Origin of the sequence: Mycobacterium sp. E796, assembly GCF_001672815.1 — a bacterium.
Classification (GTDB): Bacteria; Actinomycetota; Actinomycetes; order Mycobacteriales; family Mycobacteriaceae; genus Mycobacterium.
Genome location: NZ_LZKK01000095.1, coordinates 25841 through 52229, shown reverse-complemented (window position 1 = coordinate 52229; position 26389 = coordinate 25841). Strand labels below are relative to the sequence as shown.

The window sequence follows — 26389 nt, the reverse complement described above, 5'->3', positions numbered from 1 at the left end:
CCTGGATCTCGCCGACCTCTCCCGGGCCGACGGGCTGGCCCGTCTCCAACGAGACCACGCGCACGTCCACCCCCGGCACCGGACGGCCGACCGAGTCGAGTCTCGCCCCCTGCAGCGGATTACACGCGATGACGGGCAATTCCGTGGTGCCGTAGGCGGGCACCCAACCGATGCCGGTCCGCCGGGTCACCGTCTCGGCGACGCTGGGGCTGACCGGCGTTGCCCCCCACATGATGAAGCGAAGTGAGGACAGGTCGTACGTCTCGAGCCGGGGGTGGACGTGCGCGTGGTCTCGTTGGAGACGGGCCAGCCCGTCGGCCCGGGAGAGGTCGGCGAGATCCAGGCGCGATCGATGTCGTTGATGGCCGGCTATCTGCCCGCCGAGGCGACCGCCGAGGCGATCCGCGACGGCTGGTATCGCACGGGGGACGTCGGCTGGCTCGACGGCGCCGGTTGGCTGCGGATCACCGACCGCCTTAAAGAGATGATCAAAGTTCGGGGTTTTCAGGTCGCGCCCGCCGAGATCGAGACGGTGCTGCACGGCCACCCGGCCGTCAAGGACTGCGCCGTGTTCGGCGTTCCCGACGGCATCAACGGTGAGGCGATCGTCGCCGCCGTCGCGCCGTGCGCGCCCGTCGACCCATCCGACCTCACCGCCCGCGTGGACGAGAAGCTAGCGTCCTACAAACACCTGAGCCGCATCGTGTTCGTGGACGACATTCCGCGGCTGCCCTCGGGCAAGGTGCTGCGCCGAGTGCTGAAGGAGTCCTATGGATGTACGTCTGACGGCTGAACAGCAGCAGCTGCGCGACGCCGCCGCCAAGCTGGCCGACGATCTCGGACCCGGGGCCGTGCAGGATCTCGACGACTCGAACCGAATCGCGCGGCTGGACAAGCAGATTGAAATGACCGGGTGGCGGTCGCTGCGCTCCGACGGCGCCACAGGCGTCGAAGTGGCCGTCGTCGCCGAGGAATTCGGCCGCCGACTGGTCGATGCACCGTTCCTGGGGCCGGTACTGGCCGACGATCTGGCGCGCCACGTCGGTGCCGAAAGTGGGGATTCGACCATCGCGGTGGACGGCCGGGTGATCGACGCCCGCGGCGCGCGGCGGGCTCTGTCGCTGTCCGGCACCTCGGTCCTGGCCACCGACGTGGCCGCCGGTCGCGCCGGCGCCGACCTGACCCGCGCCGAGGCCGACGCGGTGGGGTCGCCGACGACTCTGGGCGAGGTGTCGTCCGACGTGGCCGGGCGGTGGCGGGCGCTGGCGCTGGTCACCACGACCGCGGACCTGGTCGGCATCGCGCGCGGCGCGCACGCGGTCGCCTGCGACTACGCGAAAATCCGTGAGCAGTACGGCAAAACGATTGGCTCCTATCAGGCGATCGCACACCTGTTGGCCGAAAGCCTGGCGCTGATCGAAGGTTCGGTGAGCGTGCTGCGCCACGCCGCATGGGCGGTGGACGAGCTCGCGCCGCCCGAGGCGATCAGGGCCGCCCAGATCGCCAAGGTCTACTGCGCGCGTGCGACGCGCACCGTCTGCGAGACGGCGGTTCAGGTGCACGGTGGCATCGGCAACACCTGGGAATGCATCGCCCACGTCTACCTGCGTCGCGCGCTGACATCGACCGAACTGTGGCCCGTCACGTATAAGGAGATCGACTTTGGACTTTCGTGATTCGCCCGACGAGGCCGCCTTCCGGGAGCGCCTGCGGTCGTGGCTTGCGTTGCACGCCAAGGAGTATTCCGGCTCCGGGGACGAGTACTGGGAACGCATGGCCGACTGGCACCGGGCCCTCTATGACAACGGCTTTTTCGGGCTGTCCTGGCCCCGTGACTACGGTGGCCAGGATTTGGCACCCGTGTACGACGTCATCGTCGACGAGGAGCTGGTGCGCGCCGGCGCTCCGCCCCGTCCCAGCGTGGGCTATCTGGTTTTCGGCATCGGGCGGCACGGCAGTGACGAGCTTCGGAAGCGCTTCCTGCCCGGCATCATCAACGGCACCGAGCGGTGGTGCCAGGGCTTCAGCGAGCCCGGCGCCGGCTCGGATCTGGCATCGTTGACCACCACCGCCACCCGCGAGGGCGACACCTATGTGGTGCACGGGCACAAGATTTGGACCAGCTACTCCGATGTCGCGGACTGGTGTCTGCTGTTGGCCCGCACGGATCCCGATGCTAAACGCCACCGCGGCCTGTCGGCGTTCGTGCTCGATATGAAACAGCCCGGCGTGCAACAGCGCCCGTTGCGGATGATGAACGGCGTCACCAACGAATTCGGCCAGGTGTTCTTCGACGGCGCCACGGTGCCCGCGGACCGGATGGTCGGCGCCCCCGGGGAGGGCTGGGCCGTAGCCATGACCGTCGTCGGGCACGAGCGTGAGCCCTCCACGCTCGGCTACGCGGCCCGATACGGCAAGCTGGTCCGAAACCTGTTCGCGCGCAACTCGAACGATGGGGCACCGGTTCCCGAAGAGCTCGCGTGGGCGGCGGTCGAGTCGGAAATGCTGACCCATCATGTTCGGCGGCGCCTGTCCGAGCAGCTGGACGGCGTCTCACACGGCCCGGAGGGATCGCTCGATAAGCTGCTGATGACCTGGGTCGAGCAATCGGTCGGGCACGCCGCGCTGGCGGTCACCGGGACCCGCGATCCGGACCTGCTCAGTGCCTATCTCTACAGTCGCGCGCAGAGCGTGATGGGCGGAACGTCACAGATACAGAAGAACATCATCGCCTCGCGGATCCTGGGATTGGGAGTCTGAATGTACGACATGCCAAGCGAAATCGATGTCCGCGCCGACGGGGCGTTACGGATCATCACGTTGAACCGCCCGGACGACCTCAACGCGGTCAACGACAACCTGCACGTCGGCCTCGCGCGGTTGTGGCAGCGGCTGACCGACGATCCCGAGGCGCGCGCGGCGGTGCTGACCGGCAGCGGAAAGGCGTTTTCGGCCGGTGGAGATTTCGCCTACCTCCAAGAGCTGTCCCAGGACGCCGCCCTGCGCGCCAAGACCATCCGGGATGGACGCGAGATCGTGCTCGGCATGGCGCGATGCCGGATTCCCGTGGTGGCGGCCGTGAATGGGCCGGCCGTCGGCCTCGGCTGCAGCCTCGTTGCGCTGAGCGACATCGTCTACATCGCCGAGAACGCCTTCCTCGCCGACCCGCACGTGCAGGTGGGCCTGGTGGCGGCTGACGGCGGGCCGTTGACCTGGCCGCTGCACATCAGCCTGCTGCTGGCCAAGGAATACGCGCTGACCGGAACCCGCATCAGCGCGCAGCGCGCCGTCGAGCTGGGACTGGCCAACCATGTGGCGGCCGACCCCGTCGCCGAGGCAATCGCCTGCGCCAAAAAGATTTTGGAATTGCCCCAGCAGGCGGTCGAGAGCACCAAGCGAGTGCTCAACATTCACTTGGAGCGCGCGGTGCTGGCCAGCCTGGACTACGCGCTTTCGGCCGAGCACCAGTCGTTCACCACCGACGATTTCCGGTCCATCGTCGCCAAGCTGAACGCCGGCAAGAACTGATCGCTATCGGTCCTGCAGGCGCAAGAATTCGCGCATGACCTGGTCGAACTTCTCGGGCTCCTCGATGAACGGCATGTGAGCGCTCGACTCGAACAGCTCGAATCGCGAACCCGGTATGCGCCGGTGAATTTCCCATGCGTGTTCGGGCACACACTCGTCGAACCTGCCGGCGACGACGAGGGTCGGCAATGCGATCTCGGGCAATCGGTCGAACACATCCCAGCTCCGGATGGTTCCGACGATGTGAAAGTCGCTGGGGCCGAACATCGTTTCGAAGATCTCGGCTCCCATCCCCCGAAACGCGTCCTCGAGGTCCCCTGGCCAGGGACGCACGCGGCACAGATAGGTTTCGTTCCAGGTGCGGATGGCGGCCTGGTATTCGGCGGCATGGGTGGTGCCGGCCGCTTCGTGACGGTCGATGGCCGACTGGGTTGCCGGGTCCAGCTCGGATTTCAAGCGCGCCACCATGTTCGAGAACTCGGGTATCGACGCGATGCTGTTGGAGATCGTCAGGCTGGCGGCTCCCGAGGGCACATCGAGCACATATTGTTGCGCCAGCATTCCGCCCCAGGAGTTGCCGAAGATATGGAAGCGACTCAGTCCCAGGCCTCTTACGACGGCGTCCATCTCGGCAACCGACCGCTCCATCGTCCAAAGTCCCGGGTCGGACGGACAGTCGGAATTCCCGCAGCCGAGCTGGTCCCAGAAGATGACCTCTCGCTCGTCGGCCAACCGTTGCAGCGAGCTCAAGTATTGGTGCGGCAGCCCGGGGCCTCCGTGGACCACAAGCAGTGGGTGACCAGTGCCTCCACCGATGCGTTTGAACCACACGTTGCCGCCCGGGACCGCGATCGTCCCTTCAAGCAATGTCGCGTCACCGGTCATGCTCAGCCGAAGCCCCCTGGATCAGGTGTCGAGCCGCTATCTCACCAGCAGTGTAGGCAAGTCATGGGCCGTTGGCTTCGCGCCGCTACATCAGCCGGCGCCAGAATTCGTCGTGGTCCCTTTCGTCTCGGGAAATCCGCGGTGCCACCCCGCCTTTGGGTTGAGCCCCGATGCCTGCCGGATCATTGCGCTGACCGATCGCAAAGCCGATCGCAAGGGCGACACCGACGAGTGCGACGGCCCACGATGTCGCCATCCCCGAAAAGTGCGCGAATGTGTCGCACCAACCCCAACCGCTTCCGCCGTCCCACATCGTCATTGCGTCGCCTCCCAACGTTCAATACGTCCACCGGAACGATACCGGTAGGGGGTATATGCGTCAAGCGCTCTGGCAGGATCGCCAACGAGACAGCTTTATCGCTCAGCCCACCGCGGAAGAGGAACGACAATGACCAGCGTCGCCAACCCGGTTCCGCCGCAGGATCTTTCGGGAATCGTCGGGTACCGCTTCATCTACACCTACGCCAACGGCTGGCAGTACGAGATGTACGTCAAGAACGCCACCACCATCGACTACCGCATCCATTCCGGACATGTGGGTGGCCGCTGGGTCAAAGGGCAGGAGGTGAACCTGGTCCAACTGGACGGCGACAACTACAAAGTCTCCTGGACGGAACCCACCGGCACCTGCGTGGCCGTCAACATACTGCCCGCCAAGCGCCGCATCCACGGCGTGATCTTCTTCCCCCAATGGGTACGCATGCACGGCGAGCGCACCGTCTGCTTCCAGAACGAACATCTCGACGAGATGCGGGCCTATCGGGACCAAGGTCCGACCTACCCGATCTACGAAGTCCCCGAATTCGCCTACATCACCCTGTTCGAGTACGTCGGGACCGACGACGAGAGGGTGATCGATACCGCGCCCCAAAACCTGCCCGCGGGGTGGTCCGACCGCACCGGCTGACGGTGCCTTGTTGCAACTGGCGCTCTCACAATGAGAGAATAAGATTCTCGTGAATGTGCGGGTGGCTTCCGTCCGCATTGCGCTCGCCGAACTGGAGAAAACCCGTGCCCGAAGCCGTCATTGTGTCCGCCCTGCGCACCCCCATCGGCACCGCCCGCAAGGGGACGCTGCGCGACACCAGCGCATTCGACCTCGCCCACCACGTGGTCAGCGAGGCGGCCAGGGATCTCGACCCCGCTCTGGTCGACGACGTGATCCTGGGTGAGGGCCTCTACGGCGGGGGAGTCGTTGCCCGGCACGCGGCCATCACCGCGGGCCTGCCCCAGGTGCCGGGCCTGGCCAACAACCGGCACTGCGCGGCAGGGCAGGCGGCGGTGCAGAGTGCGGCGGCAAGCGTGCGGGCCGGGATGGATCAGCTCGTCATTGCCGGCGGCGTGAACTCGGCGTCGACCTCCCCGCGGTCGCGGATCCAGGTCGACGGGGAATGGGTCGACTGGTTCCCGCCGACCCACCCGGACCGGCCCGACGCACCGAACATGGACATGTCGATCACCGTGGGCTGGAACGCCGCGGTCAAGGCGGGCGTTAGTCGCGAGGAGATGGACGCGTGGGCGCTGCGGTCGCACCGCAATGCCATCGCCGCGATCGACGAGGGGCGCTTCAAGGAAGAGGTCGTCCCGATCGAGACGCCACACGGGCTGTTCTCGGTCGACGAGCACCCGCGCCGGGACACCACCATGGAGAAGCTGGCCGCGCTCAAGCCGCTGCATCCGGAGATCGAGGGCTTCTCGATCACCGCGGGCAACGCCTGCGGCGCCAACGATGGTGCGGCCGTGCTGACCATCGCGAGCGACGCCCTCGGCCTGCCCGCGCTGGCCACCGTGCGGTCCTGGGCGTCCGTCGGCGTCGATCCGGCCATCACCGGTTTGGCACCCGTCCAAGCCATACCGAAAGCGCTTGCACGGGCGGGGCTTTCGATCTCGGATGTGGACCTGTTCGAAATCAACGAGGCGTTCGCGGCGATGTGCGTGGCCACGATCAAGCTGCTCGACCTGGACCCCGAGAAGGTCAACGTCAACGGTAGCGGCTGCTCGCTGGGACACCCGGTTGCGGCAACCGGGGCTCGGATGCTGGTCACCCTGGTGCACGAATTGCGCCGCCGCGGTGGCGGAATAGCGGTGGCGGCCATGTGCGCGGGCGGCGGAATGGGTTCGGCGACGGTTATCGAGGTCGCTGCGCCATAATTCGCACATGACGATCGCCGACCTGATTGCGGGAGCGCGCAACGGATCTCCGCGCGCGGCGGGTCGGCTGCTCAGCCTTGTCGAGGGCGACCGGCGGGACGAGGTGCTGGCGAGCATCGGGCCGTCATCCGCCGTCGACGTCCGCGTCATCGGCATCACCGGGCCGCCGGGCGCGGGCAAGTCGACGACGGTCGGTGCCCTGGTCGGCGCCTACCGCGAACGCGGGAGCCGGGTGGCCGTGCTGGCCGTGGACCCGTCGTCGCCGTTCAGCGGCGGGGCGCTGCTGGGCGACCGGATCCGAATGACCGCGCATATCAACGACTCCGACGTCCTGATCCGCTCGGTGGCGACCCGCGGTCACATCGGGGGGCTGGCCGCCGCGGTTCCCGCGGCCATCCGGCTGCTCGGCGCCATCGGGTATGACGTGGTGCTGCTGGAGACGGTGGGAGTGGGCCAGTCGGAGATCGAAATCGCCGCCGTCGCCGACCCGACCGTCGTCATCCTCAATCCGGGCACAGGGGACGCGGTGCAGGCGGCCAAGGCGGGCGTGCTCGAGGTCGCCGACATCGTCGCGGTGAACAAGGCCGACCGGGAGGGCGCCGAACAGACCGTGCGGGACCTGCGCGCCGAGACCAAAGCGCCGATCGTCAGCCTCATCGCCGCCCGCGGCGAGGGTGTCGCCGATCTGGTGGCCGCCATCGAGGATCACCACCGCACCGACAGTCGCGAGCGCCGGTTGGCGCGGGCCCGAGCTCAAATCCTGTCGATGGCGCAAACCCGGCTGCGGACCCGGCCGGGCCTCGACGGGCTCGCCGAGGCGGTGGTTGACGGCCGCGACGATCCGTACACGGCGGCCGAAAAGCTGCTTTCTTCCCCGGCGGAACAAGGGGATTGACCGACGCGCCCCTTGCCTTGGCGCATCTCGGTGTGTTGCATGAAAACATGACACGTTCCGCCGATGAGCTGGTAACCGAATTCTGCAAGCGCTGGGCATCCCCCGATCCGGACGAGCTGTCGGGCTACTTCACCGAAGACGCCGTCTACCACAACATCCCGATGGATCCGGTGCGGGGCCGCGAGGCGATAAGGGAATTCATCGCGGGATTCCTCGCGGCGTTCGACGGCATCGACTTCAACGTCCATCGTCAGGTCAGCGCGGCACCCTGGTCATGAACGAACGAACCGACGTGATGCGCCGAAAGGACGGCGGGACGTTCCCGTTGCCGGTGATGGGTGTGTTCGAGGTGCAGGACGACCGGATCGTCGCGTGGCGCGACTACTTCGACATGGCGACCATCACCAGCGCGTTCGGCTAGCAAACCCGCTACTGAAGGTCGACCGACTTCCCGGTTGCCGCCGCATGACCGGCACGGTAGCCGAAAACCATTGCGGGGCCGATGGTTCCACCCGCCCCGCCGTAGGCCCGGCCGGTCACGCCGCCCATGGCGTTGCCCGCGGCGAACAGGCCCGGTATCGGGTCGCCGCCGACGTGCAGGACGCGGGCGTCGGCGTCGGTGCGCGGGCCGCCTTTGGTGCCCATGGCGCCGATGGACACCGGAACGGCGTAGTACGGCGCGGTGTCGATCGGGCCGAGGGTCTTGCCGGCGAGCGTGGGAGCGGCGTCGTCTCCCCAGTAGCCGTCGTACGCGCTGGAGCCGCGCCCGAAGTCGGGGTCGGCGCCGGCTGCCACATTCCGGTTCCAGTTCTCGATGGTGCGGGTGAGCCCTTCGGCGTCGATGCCGGTCTTGGCGGCCAGCTCGGCGAGATCCGCCGATTCGCAGAACCAGTCCGGAACCGCCTGCCCGGGCTCGACCCCCAGGAAGCCATACCGTTGCAGGTGGACCGAGTCGAACACCATCCATCCGCGATCGTTGACGTATCCCTCGCGGGGGTCGAGGTATTGGAACGCGCCGGCCATCGAGTTGTAGTCGGATGCCTCGTTGACGAACCGGCGCCCGGCCGAGTTGACGATGATGCTCCGCGGGCGGGTGCGTTCCAGCCGGACGCTGCGGCTTCGCGGCTTTCCTTCGATGGAGTCGCCGGGGATCTGCACGATCGGTACCCACCAGGCTTCCCCCATGTTGGCGAGATCCGCGCCCTGCGACATCGCCATCCGAAGCCCGTCCCCGGTGTTGTACGGCGGGGAGACGGCCCCGTGCATCGGACCCCGCAGAAAAGCTTGGGTAAGAACGGGATCCCATTCGAAGCCGCCGGTTGCCAGGATGACTCCGCGGCGCGCGCGCACCCGGATGGTCTGTCCCGGCACGGCGATCTGGACTCCGATGATCTCGCCGGCGTCGGCGACGAGCTGCTCGGCGCGGGCCTCGACGTGGACCGTCGCGCCGGCCTCCAGCACGCCGTCGAGAAGACCCGCGATCAGCGCGGCACCGGCGACGCACAGCTTGCCGGGTTGTTCGTCGGCCGCCGCGTCCAACCGCGACGCGTGCAAGCGCGCCAGCGTCTCGGCGTCAAAGCCCACGTTGGAAAAATCAATCGGAAAAGCCGTGATCCGGGTTGCCCACTCGCCCAATCGATTCAGGTCGAATGGAGCCGGGATGTGTGATCGTCCGCCGCCCGGCCGGCCGCCGGGCAACTCGGGTCGGTAGTCGGGGAATCCGGTGGCAATCTCGAAGCGCAGCTTGCTGTTGGTCTCGACGAAGTCGAGCATCGCCGGGCCGGTCCGCACGAACGTTTCGACCAACGCGTCGTCCATCGCGCCGAGAGCCTGCGCGCGCAGGTATCGCAACGCATCCGCGACCGTCAATTCCCCCTCGGGAGAACGGTTGTGGGCGGGAATCCACACCACGCCGCCGGACACGGCGGTGGTGCCGCCGACGGTGGCGGCCTTCTCGAAGACCTCCACCGACGCACCGGCCACCGCTGCCGTTAGCGCGGCGGTGAGGCCGGCGCCTCCGCTGCCGAGCACGACAACATCGACTTCACGGTCCCAGGACATGGACGGTTATCCCTTCAGCTCAGTGGCTAGCTCAACAGCTCCGACAACTGCTTCGCGGCGGTGATGACCGCGTCCTTGCCGCGCATCACGACGTCCTCACGGTGCGAGATGAGGTTGATGCACGTCGGCGGGGACGGCGCGGGGCGGTTGACCGGGACGGCCAAACCGTAAGTGTTCGGTTCGATCTCGCCGTAGGTGATCACCCAGCCGCATTCGCGAGTTTTCGCCACCAGCTCTCGCTCGCCCGGGCGCGGCGGCATGTTCGCGAGCAAGGCGATTCCCGCGGCGCCGCGGTCCAAGGGATATCGACTGCCCTCGTGGAAGGACAGTTGATAGGCGACATGGCTGGGCACGATCACCGCGACCGCCACCTGCTGATCGCCCTCGGCGATGAGCAGCGACACGGTGGTGCTCAGGTCGTCGGCCAGCGCGCGCAGGATCGGCAGGCTGACCTGCCTTACGTTGCGATCGAACGACGCGCCGAGCACCGCCAGGCCGGCCGCGGGCCGGTAACGCCCGTCGTCTCCCTTGGCCACCAACCGAAAGTCGGTGAGCGTGCCAAGCAGTCGGTAGGCGATGGTGCGATGCACCCCGAGCTGGTCGGCCAGTTGCTGCATGGTGAGCCCATTCGGCGAATCGGCCACCATCTGCAGCGCGGTGAGCCCCCTGGCCAGCGTCTGGGAGCCGGTCATGACCTTGACAGACCCTCGTGGGAGAGCGAAGCTCTATAGATAACGCACATTAATGTGCGATATTAGCACACATCGTAGGTCAAAGACGAGAACAATATTTCCGACTACCAGCAGGCGTGAGAGGGACCGTGGCGGAATTCGAGAGCATATGGAGCGATCTCCAGGGTGTCGCGTTTTCGCAGGGCTACCTCCATGCCGGGGGAGTGCGCACCCGCTACCTGCGCGCCGGCGACTCCGGCAAGCCGGTGCTGGTGTTCCTGCACGGATCAGGCGGCCACGCCGAGGCATACGTTCGGAACCTGGCCGCGCACGCCGAGCATTTCTGGACCTGGTCGATCGACATGCTGGGTCACGGCTACACCGACAAACCGGGTCACCCGCTGGAGGTGGGCCACTACGTCGACCACCTGCTGGAGGTGCTGCGCGCCATCGGGGTCGATCGCGCCAGCCTCAGCGGTGAATCGCTCGGCGGCTGGGTGGCGGCGCGCGCCGCCATCGACCATCCCGACACGGTCGACCGACTGGTCCTCAACACCGCAGGCGGCTCCCAGGCCGACCCGGCGGTGATGCAGCGGATCATCACGCTGTCCATGGCGGCCGCCGAGAACCCGACCTGGGAGACGGTCCAAGCGCGGATCAAATGGCTGATGGCGGACAAGTCCAAGGACTACGACGACCTGGTCGCCAGCCGCCAACGGGTATACCGCCAACCGGGATTCGTCGACGCCATGCGCGACATCATGGCGCTGCAGGATCCCGAGATCCGGGCCCGCAACATCATCTCCCCGGACGAATACGGTTCGATCACCTCGCCGACGCTTGTGCTGTGGACCAGTGATGACCCGACCGCCGACGTGACCGAGGGCCGCCGCATCGCGTCGATGATTCCCAACGCGCGCTTCGAGCTGATGCCCGGCTGCGGTCACTGGCCGCAGTACGAGGACGCCAAGACCTTCAACCGCCTACATCTCGACTTCCTGCTGGGCCGGTGATGAGCAGCGACGGCCAGCACCTCGACTTCGACGTTGTGGTCGTCGGCGCCGGCCCGGTCGGCCTGACTCTGGCGAATATTCTTGGCCTGCAGGGTGTTCGGACCCTGGTCATCGACGAGCGTGACAGCCTGATCGACTACCCGCGTGGAGTGGGGCTCGACGACGAGGGGCTGCGCACCTTCCAGTCGATCGGCCTGGTCGACCGCATCCTGCCGCACACCGTCCCGAACCAGATCCTTCGCTTCGTCGACGCCAAGCGTCGCGTGCTCGCCGAAATGGCACCGCCCGACGCACGTTTCGGCTGGCCAAAGCGCAACGGGTTCGTGCAGCCGCTCGTCGACGCCGAATTGCTGCGCGGTCTCGAACGATTTGAGCACGTCGACGTCCGGTGGAGCCGTCCGATGACCTCGTGCGCGCAAACCGACGACGTTGTGACGGTCGAATGCGGCGCTGATGGCGACACATCCACGGTGCGGGCCCGCTACGTCGTCGGGTGCGACGGCGGCCGCAGCATGACCCGGCGCATGATGGGCGTGTCGTTCGACGGGACGACGTCCTCGACGCGCTGGCTGGTGGTCGACGTCGCCAACGATCCGCTCGGCCACCCCAACAGTGAAGTGGGAGCCGACCCCGAACGCCCCTATGCGTCGATATCGATCGCGCACGGAATTCGCCGCTTCGAGTTCATGATTCACGGCGACGAGTCCGACGAGAAGGCCGAGGATCCGGCATTCCTGCGGCAGATGCTGTCGCGGATGGTGCCACATCCCGACCAGGTCGACGTGATTCGGCGCCGCGTCTATACCCATCACTCGCGGATCGCCGGCGCGTTCCGTTCGGGCCGGCTGCTGTTGGCCGGGGACGCGGCGCACCTGATGCCGGTGTGGCAGGGGCAGGGCTACAACAGCGGGATTCGCGATGCGTTCAATCTCGGCTGGAAGCTCGCCGCGGTGGTGCGCGGCCTGGCCGACGATGCGCTGCTGGATACCTACGACATCGAGCGCCGCAAGCATGCGCGGGCGATGATCGACCTGTCCACGATGGTCGGCCGCGCGATCTCCCCGACGAACCGACGGGTGGCCGGTCTGCGCGATGTCCTGGTGCGCTCGGCGTCAATTGTGCCTTCGCTCAAGCGGTATGTGCTGGAGATGCGGTTCAAGCCGATGCCGCGTTACGACCAGGGGGCCGTCGTGCACACGGAGCCCGGCCGGGCCGACTCGCCGGTCGGCACGCTGTTCATCCAACCCCGGGTCGACACGCGCACCAAGCAGGATGTGCTGCTGGACGACGTGCTGGGCAACTGGCTGGCCGTGGTGTGCTGGAACAACAACCCGCGCAAGATCCTCGGAGACGAGGCGTTTGACAGTTGGAAAGCCTTGGGTGCGAAATTCTTTGCGTTACGCCCCCTAACCCAGCTGCACTGGGACGGGCACGACGAACCTGACGTCGTGATCGTCGGCGACCGCAACGGCGGGCTGAAGGCCTGGTTCGACTCCCATCAGGAGTCGGTGCTATTCCTGCGGCCCGATCGGTGCATCGCCGGTGCGTGCATCGCCCAGCGCGCACCGGAGCTCAGCGCCCGCCTTTTCGACGCGCTCGCACTCAAGCCGGGAGGGGGTGATTTGCCAAGTGACACTGGCTCTGTGCTGTATGTCACACAGCCCGCTGCTGAATCTTCCGGGGCCGTCGCAGGACCTGCTTGACGACATCGAAGGCGCGATCGCCCACGCGCGAGAATTCGTGCAGGACTTCCGGCCCGATCTCGTCGTGACGTTCTCGCCGGACCACTACAACGGGTTCTTCTACAAGGTGATGCCGCCGTTCTGCATCGGCACCAGCGCCAACGGCGTGGGGGACTACGGCACCTACGCCGGGCCCCTCGACGTTCCGGAAGACCTTGCCGGCGAATGCGCCAAGGCGGTTCTGGGTGCCGGGGTCGACGTGGCGGTGTCGGCCAGCATGGACGTCGATCATGGCGCCGTCCAGCCGCTGGAAAAGCTTTTCGGTGCCGCCACCGCGCGCCCGGTGATACCGATCTTCCTCAACGCGGTCGCCGTGCCGCTGGGACCGTTGCACCGGTGCCGGGCGCTGGGCACCGCGGTGGGCAACTACCTGGCCACCTTGGACAAACGGGTCCTGCTGTTGGGATCCGGGGGACTCTCCCACAGTCCGCCAGTGCCGACACTGGCGACCGCGCCCGCGCCGGTGCGCGAGCGGATCGTGCATGGCCAACCGATGACGCCGGAGCAGCGGCAAGCCCGCCAGCTCGCCGTGATCGACGCGGCCAAGACTTTCGCGGCCGGCCAGAGTGCTCTCCAACCGCTCAACCCTGCGTGGGACCATCGATTCCTCGAGATCATCGACAGCGGACGGCTTTCCGAGCTCGATCAATGGTCGAACTCGTTCATCGCCCACGAGGGCGGCAGCTCCGCGCAAGAGATCAGGACGTGGGTGGCGGCGTTTGCGGCCCTACAGGCCGCCGGGCCGTACCGGACGACGCTGGAGTACTACAAACCGGCCCCCGAACTGATCGCCGGTTTCGCCATCCGGACGGCAGTGCCGCAATGACTTCTTCGTTCCCCGGCGCCTCCGGCGTCTTCGACCACATCGTCGACGTTCTCGTCGTCGGCTCCGGCGGCGGTGGCATGACCGCGGCCCTGACCGCGCACGCGTCGGGACTGGACGCCCTGGTGGTGGAGAAGTCCTCTCACTTCGGTGGCTCCACCGCACTTTCGGGCGGGGGCATCTGGGTTCCCGGAGCACCGGCACAGCGCAGGGAAGGCTACGCCCCGTCGCCCGAAGGAGTCGTCGAGTACCTCCGGCAGATCACCGACGGTCTGGTCGGCGAGGCACGGATACGCCAGTATGTCGATTCGGCGCCGCGGATGCTCGAGTTCCTCGAGAACCTTTCGGGCTGGTTCGAGTTCGTCTGGAAGCCGGGGTACGCCGATTACTACCCCGAACTGCCCGGCGGCTCCGAGCTTGGCAGCACGATCAATGTGCCCCCCATCGACCTGCGCAAGCTGGGCCCCGACGAGCAAACGCTGCTGGCGCCGTTGGCACTCGCGCCGAAGGGAATCTGGCTGGGTCCCAAGGAGCTTCGGACGTTCTACCGGATCAGACAGTCCTGGGCCGGCAAGGGCGTCCTGTTGAAGCTGATCGCGCGGATGGTCCGGGCCCGAGTTTTCGGTGAGCGGATGGCGGCGATCGGCCAGTCATTGGCCGCGCGGCTCAGGCTGGCCATGCGGGAACGCGGCGTCCCCCTGTGGTTGGAGTCGCCGATGGTCGAATTGCTCACCGACGCGGGCGGCGCGGTAACCGGGGTCGTGGTGGAGCGCAACGGCGCCACCCAGCGGGTCGGCGCCCGACGGGGAGTCATCCTGGCCTCGGGCGGCTTCGACCACGACCTCGCCTGGCGCAAAGAACAGCTGCCGGTGATCGAGCAGGATTGGAGCTTCGGCAACCCCGCCGCCTTGGGCGACGGCATCCGTGCGGGCGAGAAGGTAGGCGCCGCAACCGAACTACTGGACGAGGCGTGGTGGTTCCCGGCGATCCAGTGGCCCGACGGCCGGATGCAATTCATGCTCAACGAGCGGATGATGCCCGCGCAGTTCATCGTCAACGGCGACGGGAAACGCTTCATCAACGAGGCGGCGCCCTACATGGACTTCGGCCACGCCATGATCGACGGCCAGAAGTCGGGGGTGACCCACATTCCGTGCTGGCTCATCACCGATCACCGGTCGTGGAATCGGTATGTCATCGGCGGCCATCTCCCGATCCCGAAGATTCCCGGCGCGCCGGTACCCACCGGCCGTAAGGTTCCCGCCGCCTGGCTGGAATCGGGCGTGGTCAAAGCGGCCATGACGTGGGATGAAATGGCCGCCAAGATAGGAGTACCGGCACATCAACTTTCCGAAACCGCAAGCCGCTTCAACGAACTGGCGCGCAAGGGGCACGACGACGACTTCAACCGCGGCGACAGCGTCTACGACAACTATTACGGCGATCCGACCCTGCCCAACCCGAACCTGTATCCGTTGGGCAGGCCGCCGTACTACGCATTCCGAATCGTCCTCGGCGACCTGGGTACCTCGGGTGGGCTGCGCGTCGACGAACACGCCCGCGTGCTGCGGCCCGACGGCACCGTGGTGCGGGGCCTCTACGCGGTGGGCAACACGTCGGCCCCGGTCATGGGCCGCAGCTATGCCGGCGCCGGGGCGACCATCGGCCCGGCCATGACGTTCGGCTACGTGGCCGCCAAACACCTTGCGGCCCAGCCCGATAAGCAGACCCCTTAACTCATATGGGAGGTAATCAATGAAAATTTCGCTGTTCTACGAGTTCGCCCTGCCGCGTCCGTGGGCGCCGGACGACGAACATGTCCTGTTGCAGGAGTGCCTGGACGAGGTGGAGGCCGCAGACAAGGCGGGGTTCTCGACCGTCTGGCTCACCGAGCATCACTTCCTCGAGGAGTACTGCCATTCGACCGCGCCGGAGATCTTCCTGGCCGCGGCCAGCCAGCGGACCAAGAACATCCGGCTCGGGTTCGGGATCATGCACCTGCTGCCCGCGGTCAACCACCCCGCGCGAGTCGCCGAACGCATCGCGACCCTCGACCTGCTCTCCAACGGGCGCGTCGAGTTCGGCACCGGGGAAGGCTCCTCCGTCGGCGAACTCGGCGGCTTCGATGTTGACCCCGCCGACAAGCGCGCCCAGTGGGAGGAGGCCCTCGAGGTCTCGATCCGATGCATGATCGAGGAGCCGTTCACCGGCTTCAAGGGCGACCAAATCCAGATGCCGCCCCGCAACGTCATTCCCAAGCCGCTGCAAAAGCCGCATCCCCCGGTCTGGGTGGCCTGCACGCGGCCGGCGAGCGTACAGATGGCCGCCCAAAAATGCATCGGCGCACTGAGCTTCGCGTACACGGGTCCCGGGCCGCTGACCGACCGGGTCAACGGCTACTACAAGGAATTCGAGGAGAGCGGCGTGCCCATCACGCCACAGATCAACCCGAACATCCTGGCCATCGGTGGCGACCTGTCGATGATGGTCGCCAAGACGGAAGATGAGGCCCTGCAGCGACTGGGGCAGGGCGGTGGATTCTTTTCGTTCGGGATCATGCACTACTACCTGACCGGGATGCACGTTCCCGGCCGGACCGGGGTGTGGAAGCGATACCTCGAAGAGGTCGAGAAGGATCCGACGCTGGCCTACGGCCCCGGACGCGGCGCGATCGGATCCCCGGACACCGTGCGCGAATTCCTGCGGGGTTACGAGGAGAGCGGCGTGGACGAGATCATCCTGCTGCTCAACCCGCGCAGCCATGAGGGGACCATGGAATCCATCGAGCTGATGGGCAAAGAGGTGCTGCCCGAGTTCATCGAGCGCGACGCAAAGGCGGTGGCCGACAAGGCCAAGCGGCTCGAGCCCGTCATCGAGAAGGTGGAGGCGCGCCGGCCGAAGTCGACCGCGCCGCTGTTCGACGAAACCTACGCCTTCGGCGGCCTGCCCACCGGCCGTGACAAGTTCACCGCCAGCGAGATCCCCGAGGCCATGGCGGAGATCAACGAGGGCCGCGTCCAGGCCGCGCGACGCGCCAAGGAGCAAGAGAAGGGCAAGTGACGCCGGAAGCGGATTGAGCCGTGGGACGGATCGACGATCTGTGGCGTTACGACGGCCGCCGCGCCGTGGTGACCGGATGTGCCTCGGGCATCGGCGAGCATGTGGTGCGGCAGCTCAGTGAACTCGGGGCCGACGTCGTCGGGCTGGACAAGTGCCGCCCGGCCTTCGAGCTCAACGGTTTTCACGAGGTCGACCTTGCCGATCCGGTCTCGATCGATCGGGCGGCAGCCGCCGTCGAGGGGCCGGTCGACGCGCTGTTCAACGTGGCGGGCGTCTCGTCCGGGATCGGTGATCCCCCGCTGGTCGTCACCATAAACTTCCTGGGACTGCGGCAGCTCACCGAGGCGCTGATCGACAAGATGCCCGCGGGATCGTCGATTGTCAGCGTGTCCTCACTGGCCGCGGCGGCGTACCGCGACCACTTGGGGGCGGTGGCGCCGCTGCTGAACGCCGCGACGATGGCCGAAGGCATCGACTGGTGTCACGCGCACCCCGATGCGCTGGCCGGCGGCGGCTACCAACTGTCCAAAGAGGCGATCATCCTTTACACCATGCGTAAAGCCGCACCCCTTGGCGCGCGGGGCATCCGCATCAACTGCACCGGCCCCGGCGTCACCGAAACCCCGATCCTCGACCAGCTGCGCGCGGCGTACGGACAGGGCTTCCTCGACGACATCCCCAAGCCGCTGGGCCGCGTTTCCGAGCCGGCCGAACAGGCCTCGGTCTTAGTGTTTCTCAACAGCCGAGCGGCCAGCTACATTACCGGTCAGGTGTTGTGGGTCGACGGCGGAAACGTGGGCGCGGCGATCGCCCATGAGCTCGAGAAGGGAGCGCCGTGGCCGACGTAACCGACTTCCGGCGAGTCGCTCGCGACGTCTCCAACTGGGGGCGGTGGGGAGCCGACGACGAGCTGGGTACGCTGAACTTCATCACCGCCGACAAGGTCGCGCAAGCCGCGGGCCTGGTGCGGCACGGCAAGGTCTTTCCGCTCGGTGTGGACTTCGGCGCCTCGGGACCGCAGGGCGCCTTCGAGTTTCGGCACAACCCCGTGCACGTCATGACGGTGGACGGCGGGGACGTCCACACGCTCACGAAATACGGGCCCGATTGGGCGCGCAACCCGCTGGCCAAGCAACTGAGCGACTATATGACGGCCGACAATCCGTTCCGCTTCAACGACGACATGATCATCATGCCGTTGCAGGCGGCCAGCCAGTGGGATGCGCTGTCGCACGTCTATTACGACGGTCAGCTCTACAACGGCTTCCCGGCGGATTCAGTGACCAGCATGGGCGCCTTCCACTGTGGCATTGACAAGGTCGACGGAAAGGGCATCACCTCGCGCGGTGTGCTGCTGGACCTGGTCCGCCATCGCGGTGCGCAGGTCTTCCTGGAGGCCGGAAACCCGATCAGGCCCGAGGAACTCGATGACGTGGTTCGCGCGCAGGGGGTGACGATTGGCCGGGGCGACATCGTCTTGATTCGAACGGGTTGGTGGGCAAGGTTTCTGGAGACCGGCAACAAGCTGGAGGGCTACTCCGGATTGGACTGGCGGTGCGCATCGTGGCTGCACGATCACGAGATCGCGGCGGTCGCGGCCGACAATCTCCAGGTGGAGGACCTGGTCTCCGGCGTGGAGGGGATCACCTTCCCCTTGCATCTGCTTTGCCTGCGTGACATGGGGATGATGTTCGGCGAGTACTGGGACCTCACCGCGCTGGCGGACGACTGCGCGGCCGACGGCGTGTACGAGTTCCAGCTCGTCGCGCCGCCCCTGAGGGTCGTTGGCGCCGTGGGTTCCCCGGTGAACCCGATCGCGATCAAGTAGAGAAGGCGGGCGCTTGGAGATTCATCGCAAGACACTGCTGGTTGACGGCCTGCACACCAGCTACCTGGAGGCGGGCGACGGCGACCCGGTGGTGCTGCTGCACGGCGGCGAGTTCGGCGCCAGCGCGGAACTCGGCTGGGAGCGCAACATTGCCGCCCTGGCCGCGCACTACCGAGTCCTGGCACCGGACCAGTTGGGGTTCGGGCAGTCGGCGAAGGTCATCGACTTCGTCGAGGGGCGTCGGATGCGGATTCGGCACGTGGCGCGGTTCTGCGAGGAGCTTGGCATCGACTCCGCGCATTTCGTCGGCAACTCGATGGGCGCCATCAACCTGCTCACCGACGCCACCTCGGACACGCCGCTGCTGCCAATCCGCAGCCTGGTGATCATCTGCGGGGGAGGCGAGATCAAGCAGAACCGGCATTTCGACGCGCTGCAGCAGTACGACGCGACGCTCCCGGCGATGCGCCGCATCGTCGAGGCGCTGTTCCACGATCCCGGGTACCCGGCGGACGAGGACTACGTGCGGCGCCGTTACGAATCGAGCACCGCGCCGGGCGCGTGGGAGGCGGTGGCGGCGGCCCGATTTCGGCGCCCCGACGCCGCGCCTTCCGCGACCCCGTCGAGCGCGCGCGCCTACGAGCGCATCGCCGTGCCGACGCTCGTCATCGAAGGTGGGGACGACAAACTCCTCCCGCCCGGCTGGGCCGCCCAGATCGCGAAACAGATCGACGGTGCCCGATCGGTGGTTGTGGAAAGGGCCGGCCACTGCCCACAGATCGAACGGCCCGCCGCGGTCAACGAGTTGCTGCTCGACTTCCTCGCGACCGCCTGAAGCCTAGAAGACGTACTCGAGCCGGGTCTGCATGCCGGCTTCCTGGTGATACGTGTTGTGGCAGTGCAACTGCCACACGCCCGGGTTGTCGGCGACCAGCACGGCCTGCAACCGCTGCCTGGGCAGCACGATGACGGTGTCCTTGCGCGCGCCGGGGCTGCCGTCGGCCTTGATCAGCTGGTAGGTATGGCCGTGCAGGTGAATTGGGTGATACATCATTGTGGTGTTGTCGAACGTGATCGTGGGTCGTTCTCCCTCGCGGACGTGCAGCGGATCCGTCTGGCTGTAGGGTTTCCCGTTGATCATCCAGTTGTACTGCGTCATGTTGCCGCCCAACACCACCGGAAGGTTGAGGTCGGGCTGCGGTCGACCCAGGTTGACGGGCGTTGTGGCAGTGAACATCTCGATGGTACCGACTCGCTGCTTGAGTTCGGCCGGCTGAAATCCCGCGTCCGGTGGGCTGCCGGCCCCGGTGGACAGCAGGGCGCGCGCCAGGCCGCTTTTCCCTTCCGCGAGCGCGACCAGGGGGAAGACGCCGTCGGCGGCGGTGACGATGACGTCGTAACGTTCCGCCATGCCGATGAGCAGGGCGTCGACCGGGGTGGGGACGACGGGGAAGCCGTCGGTATGGGTGACCGTCATCGAATGGCCGGCCAGCGCGACCCGGAAAGCGGTGTCGGAGCCGGTGTTGATGAAACGGATCCTGATGCGCTGGCCCGGCTTCGCGGTGAAAGTGACGGGCGCCGCAGGGATTCGGCCGTTGATCAGATAGTACGGGTAGTCGATGTCACCGGCGTCGCCGCCAAGCAGATCGCTTCTCCCACCGCCGCTCCCGGACATCCCGGAGGTGGACGTCGTCGAGGGCTGCGAGCCGCTCGGGGTCGTCGAAGTGGTCGTGGTCGTGGTCATGTTCGACCTGCTGGGCTTGTTCGGACCGGTGAGCTCGTCGTAGAGCTGCTGCGGACTCTTACCGACGCCGTCGGTCCAATCGTCAAGGACGACAATCCATTCCGCATCGTAGTCGCCCTCGCTGGGATCGTCGACGATGACCGGCAGATAAAGGCCCTTGTCGGCGTCCAGCCCGGTGTGCGGATGACCCCAGTAGGTGCCCGAATTCGGGACGGAGAACCGGTAAGTGAAATCCTGGCCGGCCGGGATGTTCGGGGTGGCCGGCGCGGCCCCGTCCATGTCGTTGCGAAGCGCGACGCCGTGCCAATGCACGGACGTCTCGACGTCCAACCGGTTGGCGACCGTGACGACGAGCTCGTCGCCGATCTTGGCCCGGATCAGCGGTCCGGGAATGCCGTTGCCATACGCCATCGTATGAACGATCGGCCCACCCAGGTCGATATCTGTCAGCTGCGGCGTCAGGCTGGCGGTGACGGTGCGCCCGCTGTGCGGCCGGACCGCCTCGGCCGCGGCGATGGCGGCGGCCATTTGGGCGGACGCGCTCGACCCCTGGGACTCGGTTTGGCTGCAGGCCGCCAACGCCAACCCGCCGGCGATGCCGGCGGCCATGAAGCCGCGGCGGGTGAGCCGCGTCGCGTCGAAGGGGACGGGCATCGAGCGCTCCTCGTCTCGGGTCGTATCAGCCCCGGCGAGTTATACCGTGCTCGGCGGTTGGCTGGAACGCAAGTACCGAGTTGTCGGCTGCCGCAAGTGATCAACGCAACCCGAGGCGTCGGCTCGCGGGCGCCTAACGCGCGGCGCTGGAAGCCCGGGAGGCCATCCAATCGGCAAAGCGGGTGGGGTAGATTGTCGCGTTCTCGCTGTCGAGGGGAACGATGGTGTGCTCGTCCAGCGCCGTACCGAAATACTGGGCCGCCGGGTCTCCCACCACCTCACGCGGATCGCCCGAAGCGGCCAGCGCGATCCGAATGAACTCGTCCATCCCGCGTTTTTCGGGGCCGGCGATATTTGTGATGCCGTTGGTCGGACCGCTGATTGTTGCGCCGGTGACGGCCGTGGCGACGTCCTTGGCCGCGATGGGCTGAAACGCCCCATTCGGTAGGCGAACCATGTTGCCGTCGGTCGCGGAATCGGCGATGGCAGTTACGAATTCGAAGAATTGCGTGGCCCGCACGATCGAATACGGGTTTCCCGACCCCTCGATCAGCTTCTCCTGCGCGACTTTGGCCCGCATGTAGCCGCTGTCCTGGGCGCGGTCGGCACCCACGATCGAGAGCGCGACATGGTGCTGGACGCCGGCCGCGCGCTCGGCGGCCAGGATGTTTCGGGTCGACGTCGTGAAGAACTGCATCACGGGGTCGTCGTCGAAGGACGGCGAGTTGGACACGTCGACCACCGTGTGCACCCCCGCCACAGCTTCGGCGAGCCCCTCGCCGGTGACGGCATCGACGCCCGAGCGCGGCGAGGCCGAGACCGCTTCGTGTCCCAGCTCGGACAGATTGGCGATGACCTGCGAGCCGATGAGTCCGGTGCCGCCGATAACCAAGACCTTCATGAAACGATCCCTCCCGAGGTAGCCGTGAAGTGGCGAACTCAGCATTCCACTTTCACACGAGCCCGGATAGGCGCCCAACCGGTACCGCTTAAATCAGTTGCTTGACTTAACGCCGCGCGCGCCGATTAACTCGTCGTGTGGTCAACGATCTGGCGGGCAAGGTAGCCATTGTCACCGGCGGCGCCTCGGGGATCGGCCGCGGCATCGTCGAGAAGTTTGTGGCCGAGGGTGCGCGGGTCGTCATCGCCGACGTCGAAACCGAAACGGGGGAGGCGCTGTCGGCGGGCCTGGGACCCGACACGTTCTTCCGGCGCACGGACGTGTCCGATCCCGAGCAGGTCGGGTCGCTGATAGCCGCGGCGGCCGAGAAGTTCGGCGGCCTGCACGTCATGGTGAACAACGCCGGAATCTCGACCACCATGCATCCCCGATTCTTCGACGACGATTTGGCCGACTTCCAGCGCGTCATGGCGGTCAACGTGCTCGGCGTGATGGCCGGTACCCGAGACGCCGCCCGGCACATGGCCGCCCACGGCGGGGGTTCGATCATCAACATCAGCTCGATCGGCGGAATCCAGGCCGGTGGCGGCGTGATGACCTACCGGGCCTCCAAGGCGGCGGTCATCCACTTCACCAAGTGCGCGGCAATCGAGTTGGCGCACTACGAGGTTCGGGTCAACACCATCGCGCCCGGCAATATCCCGACCCCATTGGTGGCGAAGTCGGCGGTGAACATGGATCCGGAGCAGCTCGAGCGCTTCGAGGCGAAGATCCGCCAGACGATGCGGGACGACCGTCCGCTGAAGCGCGAGGGCACGCCCGAGGACGTCGCCGAGGCGGCGCTGTACTTCGCCAGCGACCGGTCGCGCTATGTCACCGGAACGGTGTTGCCGGTGGACGGCGGGACGGCCGCGGGCAAGGTGATTCGGTCCAAGCGCAAGGAGTGAGCGCGCTCGGGCCGAGATATTTAAATCAAGCGCTTGACTTAAACTGTGGGCCGGGGTTGACTAGCAGGATGACCACCGCAGGAAGGACCGTCCGCACCGAGCGGGCCAGCTCCACGCAGGAGGCGATCCTGGCGGCGGCCGAGCGGCTATACGCCGAGCACGGCATGTTCGCCGTATCGAACCGCCAGGTCAGCGAGGCCGCCGGCCAGGGCAACAACGCGGCGGTGGGCTACCACTTCGGTACCAAGGCAGACCTGGTCCGGGCCATCGAGCAGAAGCACCGCGGGCCCGTCGAGCAGTTGCGCGAACGGATGGTGGCCGAGCTGTCGCAGTCGGGCACCAAAGACGGGCGGGTCGCGCAGATGCGGGACTGGGTGGCCTGTCTGGTGCGTCCGCTCACCGACCACCTGGCGGAGCTGGGGAATCCCACCTGGTACGCGCGCTTCGCCGCCCAGGCGATGACCGACCCGGCCTACTACAACATCATCGTCAAGGGCGCGCTCAGCTCGCCGTCGCTGGTGCAGGTTGTCGACGGCATCAACGGCTGCCTGCCCGACCTCCCGGCCGAGGTGCGATTCGAACGCAACATCATGGCCCGCAACCTGTTGATGCACACCTGCGCGGACCGGGAACGCGCGCTGGCCGCGGGTTCGACGATGCACCAATCGTCTTGGCGCGCCGCCGCATCCGGGCTCATCGACGCGATCGTGGGCCTGTGGCTGGCCCCGGTCACACCGGACGAGTAGGGGCCCGCGGATGAAAGTGACTGTCGACCAGAACATTTGCGCGTCCTCGGGCAACTGCGTCATGAACGCGCCCGAGGTGTTCGACCAGCGCGACGACGACGGGGTTGTCGTGTTGCTCAATCCGAATCCGTCGGCCGAGCAGGCCGATGGTGCGCGCCGTGCGGCCGCGGCGTGCCCCGCGCTGGCCATCCACATCGAGGAATGAAATGTCGGAGACCCTGACGAGCACCGAGACCAGAGCGGATCCGCAGATCCCCGACTATCCGATGGCGCGCGATGCCACGTGCCCGTTCGCGCCGCCGCCGGGCGTCATGGCGCTCGCCGAGGCAAAACCGCTGTCCAGGGTTCGGATTTGGGACGGCAGCACACCGTGGCTCGTCACGGGCTACGACCAAGTGCGGGAACTGTTTTCCGACTCCCGGGTCAGCGTCGACGACCGGGCGCCCGGGTTTCCGCACTGGAACGCGGGCATGTTGGCCACGGTGCACAAGCGCCCGCGGTCGGTCTTCACCTCCGACGGCGAGGAGCACACCCGGTTCCGGCGCATGCTGTCAAAGCCCTTCACCTTCAAGCGAGTTGAGGGATTGCGGCCCAACATCCAGCAGATCACCGACGACCACATCGACGCGATGCTGGCCGGACCCAAGCCCGCCGACATCGTCAGCGCCATCGCGCTGCCGGTCCCCTCGCTGGTGATCAGCCAGATGCTCGGGGTGCCGTACGAAGACGCGGAGATGTTTCAGCACCACGCCACCGTTGGCCTCGCGCGGTATGCGACAGGCGAGGACACGGCCAAAGGCGCGATGAGCCTCAACAAATATCTGAGCCGGCTGGTCGAGGCAAAGATGGAAAACCCGGCGGAGGACGCGGTGTCCGACCTCGCCGAGCGGGTCAAGGCCGGCGAGCTCAGCGTGAAAGAGGCCGCCCAGCTGGGCACCGGCTTGCTGATCGCCGGGCACGAGACGACCGCCAACATGATCGGGCTCGGCGTGCTTGCACTGCTGGAAAATCCCGACCAGTTGGCCGTCATCCGCGACGCCGATGACCCCAAGATCGTCGCCAACGCGGTCGAGGAGCTGTTGCGCTACCTCAGCATCATCCAGAACGGCCAGCGCCGGGTGGCGCTGGAAGACATCAGCATCGCCGGCGAGGTCATCCGCGCTGGCGAAGGCATCATCATCGACCTGGCTCCGGCGAACTGGGATTCGCACGCGTTTACCGAGCCGGATCGGCTGTACCTCCACCGGTCCGGGGCCGATCGCAATGTGGCGTTCGGTTACGGCAGGCACCAGTGCGTCGGGCAACAACTGGCCCGCGCGGAGCTGCAGATCGTCTACCGGACGTTGTTCCGCCGCATCCCCACGCTGGCGTTGGCGATCCCGTTCGAGGAAGTGCCGTTCAAGGAGGACCGGCTCGCCTACGGCGTGTACGAACTGCCGGTGACCTGGTGAAATCTTTAAACAAGCAGCCCGAAGTGCCGATCCGAACGGAGAGTCAACGATGACGACACAGACCAGCGCCCCATCGCTCTACCCGCCCCAAGGCTTTGGCGCACCAAAGGATCGCCGCGGGCACGCCGACGGGGTCAACGTGGGACTGCCGGAGGGCACCGTGGTGTTCTCCGCGGACAACCACATCTCCCTGGCCGACGACATCTTCTACCAACGCTTCCCCGACGAACTCAAGGAAAAGGCCCCGCGAATCTGGTACGAGGACGGCGCCTACCAGGTCGGGCGAAAGGGACAATCATTCCTGCCCGGCGACTTCAGCGCGGTGCTGATGCAGTACGACGACCTGCCGGGGGCCGCGAGCACCAACATCGAGGCCCGGATCCAGGAGCTGCACGACGACGGCGTTGACAAGGAACTCGCATTCCCCAACGCGGTGCTCGCGCTTTTCCACTACCCGGACAAGCAACTTCGCGAACTCGCGTTCCGCATCTACAACGAGTACATCGCCGAACTCCAGGAACGCTCGAGCGGCCACTTCTACGGCGCCGGCCTGATCAACTGGTGGGACCCGAAGGGCACGCGGAAAACGCTGGACGAACTCAAGTCGTTGGGAATCAAGACATTCCTGATGCCGCTGAACCCCGGCAAGGGCGACGACGGCAACCCCATCGACTACTCGAGCACGTCCATGCGCGCCGTCTGGGACGAGATCGAGGCATCCGGCCTCCCGATCACCCATCACATCGGCGAAACCCCGCCGAAGAGCCCGTGCGAGTTCAACAGCGTCGTCGTCGGGATGATGATCAACATCGACGGATTCCGGGAGACGTTCTCCAAGTACATCTTCGGCGGCATCCTCGATGATCACCCGAGTCTGCGGATCGGCTGGTTCGAGGGCGGAATCTCATGGGTTCCCTGGGCCCTGCAAGACGCCGAGCACCTGGTGGCCTCGTATCAGCACATGTTCAACCGTCCGCTGGAGCACGACGTGCGCTACTACTGGGACAACCACATGAGCGCCTCGTTCATGGTGGACCCCCTGGGTCTGGAGCTGATCGACAAGATCGGCGTCGACAAGGTCATGTGGTCCAGCGACTACCCGCACAACGAAAGCACCTACGGCTACTCGGAGAAGTCACTGGCTGCGGTCGTCGAGGCCGTCGGGCCGGAAAACGCGGCGCGGATCGTCAGCGGCAACATCACCAAATTCCTGGGCCTGTAGGGGTGGC

The 26389-nt window shown here is 66.7% G+C and carries 26 protein-coding genes and 2 pseudogenes; 21 read left to right on the top strand and 7 right to left on the bottom strand.

Features of this window, described 5'->3' with window-relative positions; translation table 11 throughout:
- The coding region (locus tag A5706_RS08175; protein WP_369831827.1) for an AMP-binding protein at positions 1–232 on the bottom strand (232 nt) is incomplete at its 3' end.
- A 21-nt stretch (positions 233–253) separates the two neighbouring features.
- On the opposite strand from A5706_RS08175, the pseudogene A5706_RS08170 reads away from it, so the two are divergent.
- The 4 genes and pseudogenes from A5706_RS08170 to A5706_RS08155 all read left to right on the top strand — a co-directional run.
- Positions 254–793, top strand: a pseudogene (locus A5706_RS08170) (class I adenylate-forming enzyme family protein); the annotation flags it as partial.
- The gene (locus tag A5706_RS08165) at positions 771–1676 is read left to right on the top strand and encodes an acyl-CoA dehydrogenase family protein (RefSeq protein WP_068128942.1); all 906 of its coding nucleotides are present in this window, start codon (positions 771–773) and stop codon (positions 1674–1676) included. The pseudogene A5706_RS08170 and the gene A5706_RS08165, both read left to right, overlap by 23 nt.
- A complete protein-coding gene (locus A5706_RS08160) occupies positions 1663–2760 on the top strand; it encodes an acyl-CoA dehydrogenase family protein (RefSeq protein WP_068128941.1) in 1098 nt (365 codons plus the stop codon). Before A5706_RS08165 ends, A5706_RS08160 begins: the two co-directional genes overlap by 14 nt.
- Positions 2761–3528, top strand: coding sequence for an enoyl-CoA hydratase/isomerase family protein (locus A5706_RS08155; protein WP_068128939.1), 768 nt, complete (start codon positions 2761–2763; stop codon positions 3526–3528). It begins immediately after the preceding gene.
- 3 nt (positions 3529–3531) lie between these two features.
- On the opposite strand, the gene A5706_RS08150 is transcribed toward A5706_RS08155, so the two are convergent.
- Positions 3532–4413, bottom strand: a complete 882-nt coding sequence (locus A5706_RS08150; RefSeq protein ID WP_068128937.1) for a proline iminopeptidase-family hydrolase — start codon at positions 4411–4413, stop codon at positions 3532–3534.
- An 85-nt stretch (positions 4414–4498) separates the two neighbouring features.
- Positions 4499–4732: a hypothetical protein gene (locus A5706_RS08145; protein WP_068128935.1), complete on the bottom strand. Its 234-nt coding sequence runs from the start codon at positions 4730–4732 to the stop codon at positions 4499–4501.
- A 129-nt stretch (positions 4733–4861) separates the two neighbouring features.
- On the opposite strand from A5706_RS08145, the gene A5706_RS08140 reads away from it, so the two are divergent.
- The 4 genes and pseudogenes from A5706_RS08140 to A5706_RS08125 all read left to right on the top strand — a co-directional run bounded on the left by A5706_RS08140 (position 4862) and on the right by A5706_RS08125 (position 7940).
- Entirely contained in the window at positions 4862–5380 is a 519-nt protein-coding gene (locus A5706_RS08140) for a phenolic acid decarboxylase (protein WP_068128933.1), read from the top strand.
- Positions 5381–5484: 104 nt separating this feature from the next.
- Entirely contained in the window at positions 5485–6624 is a 1140-nt protein-coding gene (locus tag A5706_RS08135; protein ID WP_068128931.1) for a thiolase family protein, read from the top strand.
- Between the two features lie 7 nt (positions 6625–6631).
- Positions 6632–7519 (top strand): methylmalonyl Co-A mutase-associated GTPase MeaB, encoded by an 888-nt coding sequence (gene meaB / locus A5706_RS08130; RefSeq protein ID WP_068128929.1) that lies wholly within the window; start codon positions 6632–6634, stop codon positions 7517–7519.
- A 47-nt stretch (positions 7520–7566) separates the two neighbouring features.
- Positions 7567–7940 (top strand): annotated as a pseudogene (locus A5706_RS08125) (limonene-1,2-epoxide hydrolase family protein).
- A gap of 8 nt (positions 7941–7948) precedes the next feature.
- Here the strand turns inward: A5706_RS08125 and A5706_RS08120 are convergent.
- The gene (locus tag A5706_RS08120) at positions 7949–9580 is read right to left on the bottom strand and encodes an FAD-dependent oxidoreductase (RefSeq protein WP_068128928.1); all 1632 of its coding nucleotides are present in this window, start codon (positions 9578–9580) and stop codon (positions 7949–7951) included.
- A 26-nt stretch (positions 9581–9606) separates the two neighbouring features.
- A complete protein-coding gene (locus A5706_RS08115) occupies positions 9607–10272 on the bottom strand; it encodes an IclR family transcriptional regulator (RefSeq protein WP_068128926.1) in 666 nt (221 codons plus the stop codon).
- Between the two features lie 128 nt (positions 10273–10400).
- On the opposite strand from A5706_RS08115, the gene A5706_RS08110 reads away from it, so the two are divergent.
- From A5706_RS08110 to A5706_RS08075, 8 genes are read left to right on the top strand one after another with little or no spacing between them, the layout of a single operon-like run.
- Positions 10401–11264, top strand: coding sequence for an alpha/beta fold hydrolase (locus A5706_RS08110; RefSeq protein WP_068128923.1), 864 nt, complete (start codon positions 10401–10403; stop codon positions 11262–11264).
- Positions 11264–12967, top strand: coding sequence for a bifunctional 3-(3-hydroxy-phenyl)propionate/3-hydroxycinnamic acid hydroxylase (locus tag A5706_RS08105; protein ID WP_068128921.1), 1704 nt, complete (start codon positions 11264–11266; stop codon positions 12965–12967). The genes A5706_RS08110 and A5706_RS08105 overlap by 1 nt, the downstream gene beginning before the upstream one ends.
- Entirely contained in the window at positions 12915–13832 is a 918-nt protein-coding gene (locus A5706_RS08100) for a 3-carboxyethylcatechol 2,3-dioxygenase (protein WP_068128919.1), read from the top strand. Before A5706_RS08105 ends, A5706_RS08100 begins: the two co-directional genes overlap by 53 nt.
- Positions 13829–15565, top strand: coding sequence for an FAD-binding protein (locus A5706_RS08095; protein ID WP_068128917.1), 1737 nt, complete (start codon positions 13829–13831; stop codon positions 15563–15565). The genes A5706_RS08100 and A5706_RS08095 overlap by 4 nt, the downstream gene beginning before the upstream one ends.
- A gap of 19 nt (positions 15566–15584) precedes the next feature.
- Positions 15585–16889 (top strand): LLM class flavin-dependent oxidoreductase, encoded by a 1305-nt coding sequence (locus tag A5706_RS08090; protein ID WP_068128915.1) that lies wholly within the window; start codon positions 15585–15587, stop codon positions 16887–16889.
- A 20-nt stretch (positions 16890–16909) separates the two neighbouring features.
- Positions 16910–17737: a coniferyl-alcohol dehydrogenase gene (locus A5706_RS08085; protein ID WP_068128912.1), complete on the top strand. Its 828-nt coding sequence runs from the start codon at positions 16910–16912 to the stop codon at positions 17735–17737.
- Positions 17725–18717 carry a cyclase family protein gene (locus tag A5706_RS08080; protein WP_068128911.1) on the top strand — a complete coding sequence of 331 codons (993 nt, stop codon included), beginning with the start codon at positions 17725–17727 and terminating at the stop codon, positions 18715–18717. Before A5706_RS08085 ends, A5706_RS08080 begins: the two co-directional genes overlap by 13 nt.
- Positions 18718–18730: 13 nt before the next feature.
- Positions 18731–19552 carry an alpha/beta fold hydrolase gene (locus A5706_RS08075; protein ID WP_068128909.1) on the top strand — a complete coding sequence of 274 codons (822 nt, stop codon included), beginning with the start codon at positions 18731–18733 and terminating at the stop codon, positions 19550–19552.
- Positions 19553–19555: 3 nt separating this feature from the next.
- On the opposite strand, the gene A5706_RS08070 is transcribed toward A5706_RS08075, so the two are convergent.
- Positions 19556–21115: a multicopper oxidase family protein gene (locus A5706_RS08070; protein ID WP_068128908.1), complete on the bottom strand. Its 1560-nt coding sequence runs from the start codon at positions 21113–21115 to the stop codon at positions 19556–19558.
- A gap of 133 nt (positions 21116–21248) precedes the next feature.
- Positions 21249–22016: an SDR family oxidoreductase gene (locus tag A5706_RS08065; RefSeq protein ID WP_068128906.1), complete on the bottom strand. Its 768-nt coding sequence runs from the start codon at positions 22014–22016 to the stop codon at positions 21249–21251.
- A gap of 137 nt (positions 22017–22153) precedes the next feature.
- Here A5706_RS08065 and A5706_RS08060 point away from each other — a divergent pair, with 137 nt between their 5' ends.
- The 5 genes from A5706_RS08060 (at position 22154) to A5706_RS08040 (ending at position 26382) form a co-directional block, all read left to right on the top strand.
- On the top strand, positions 22154–22963 hold the full coding sequence (locus A5706_RS08060) for an SDR family NAD(P)-dependent oxidoreductase (protein WP_068128904.1): 810 nt from the start codon (positions 22154–22156) through the stop codon (positions 22961–22963).
- Positions 22964–23031: 68 nt separating this feature from the next.
- Positions 23032–23709, top strand: coding sequence for a TetR family transcriptional regulator (locus A5706_RS08055; RefSeq protein ID WP_068128902.1), 678 nt, complete (start codon positions 23032–23034; stop codon positions 23707–23709).
- Positions 23710–23719: 10 nt separating this feature from the next.
- Positions 23720–23914, top strand: coding sequence for a ferredoxin (locus A5706_RS08050; RefSeq protein WP_068128900.1), 195 nt, complete (start codon positions 23720–23722; stop codon positions 23912–23914).
- Between the two features lies 1 nt (position 23915).
- Positions 23916–25160 carry a cytochrome P450 gene (locus A5706_RS08045; RefSeq protein WP_068128898.1) on the top strand — a complete coding sequence of 415 codons (1245 nt, stop codon included), beginning with the start codon at positions 23916–23918 and terminating at the stop codon, positions 25158–25160.
- A 160-nt stretch (positions 25161–25320) separates the two neighbouring features.
- Positions 25321–26382 (top strand): amidohydrolase family protein, encoded by a 1062-nt coding sequence (locus A5706_RS08040; protein WP_197517783.1) that lies wholly within the window; start codon positions 25321–25323, stop codon positions 26380–26382.
- Positions 26383–26389: the final 7 nt, after the last annotated feature.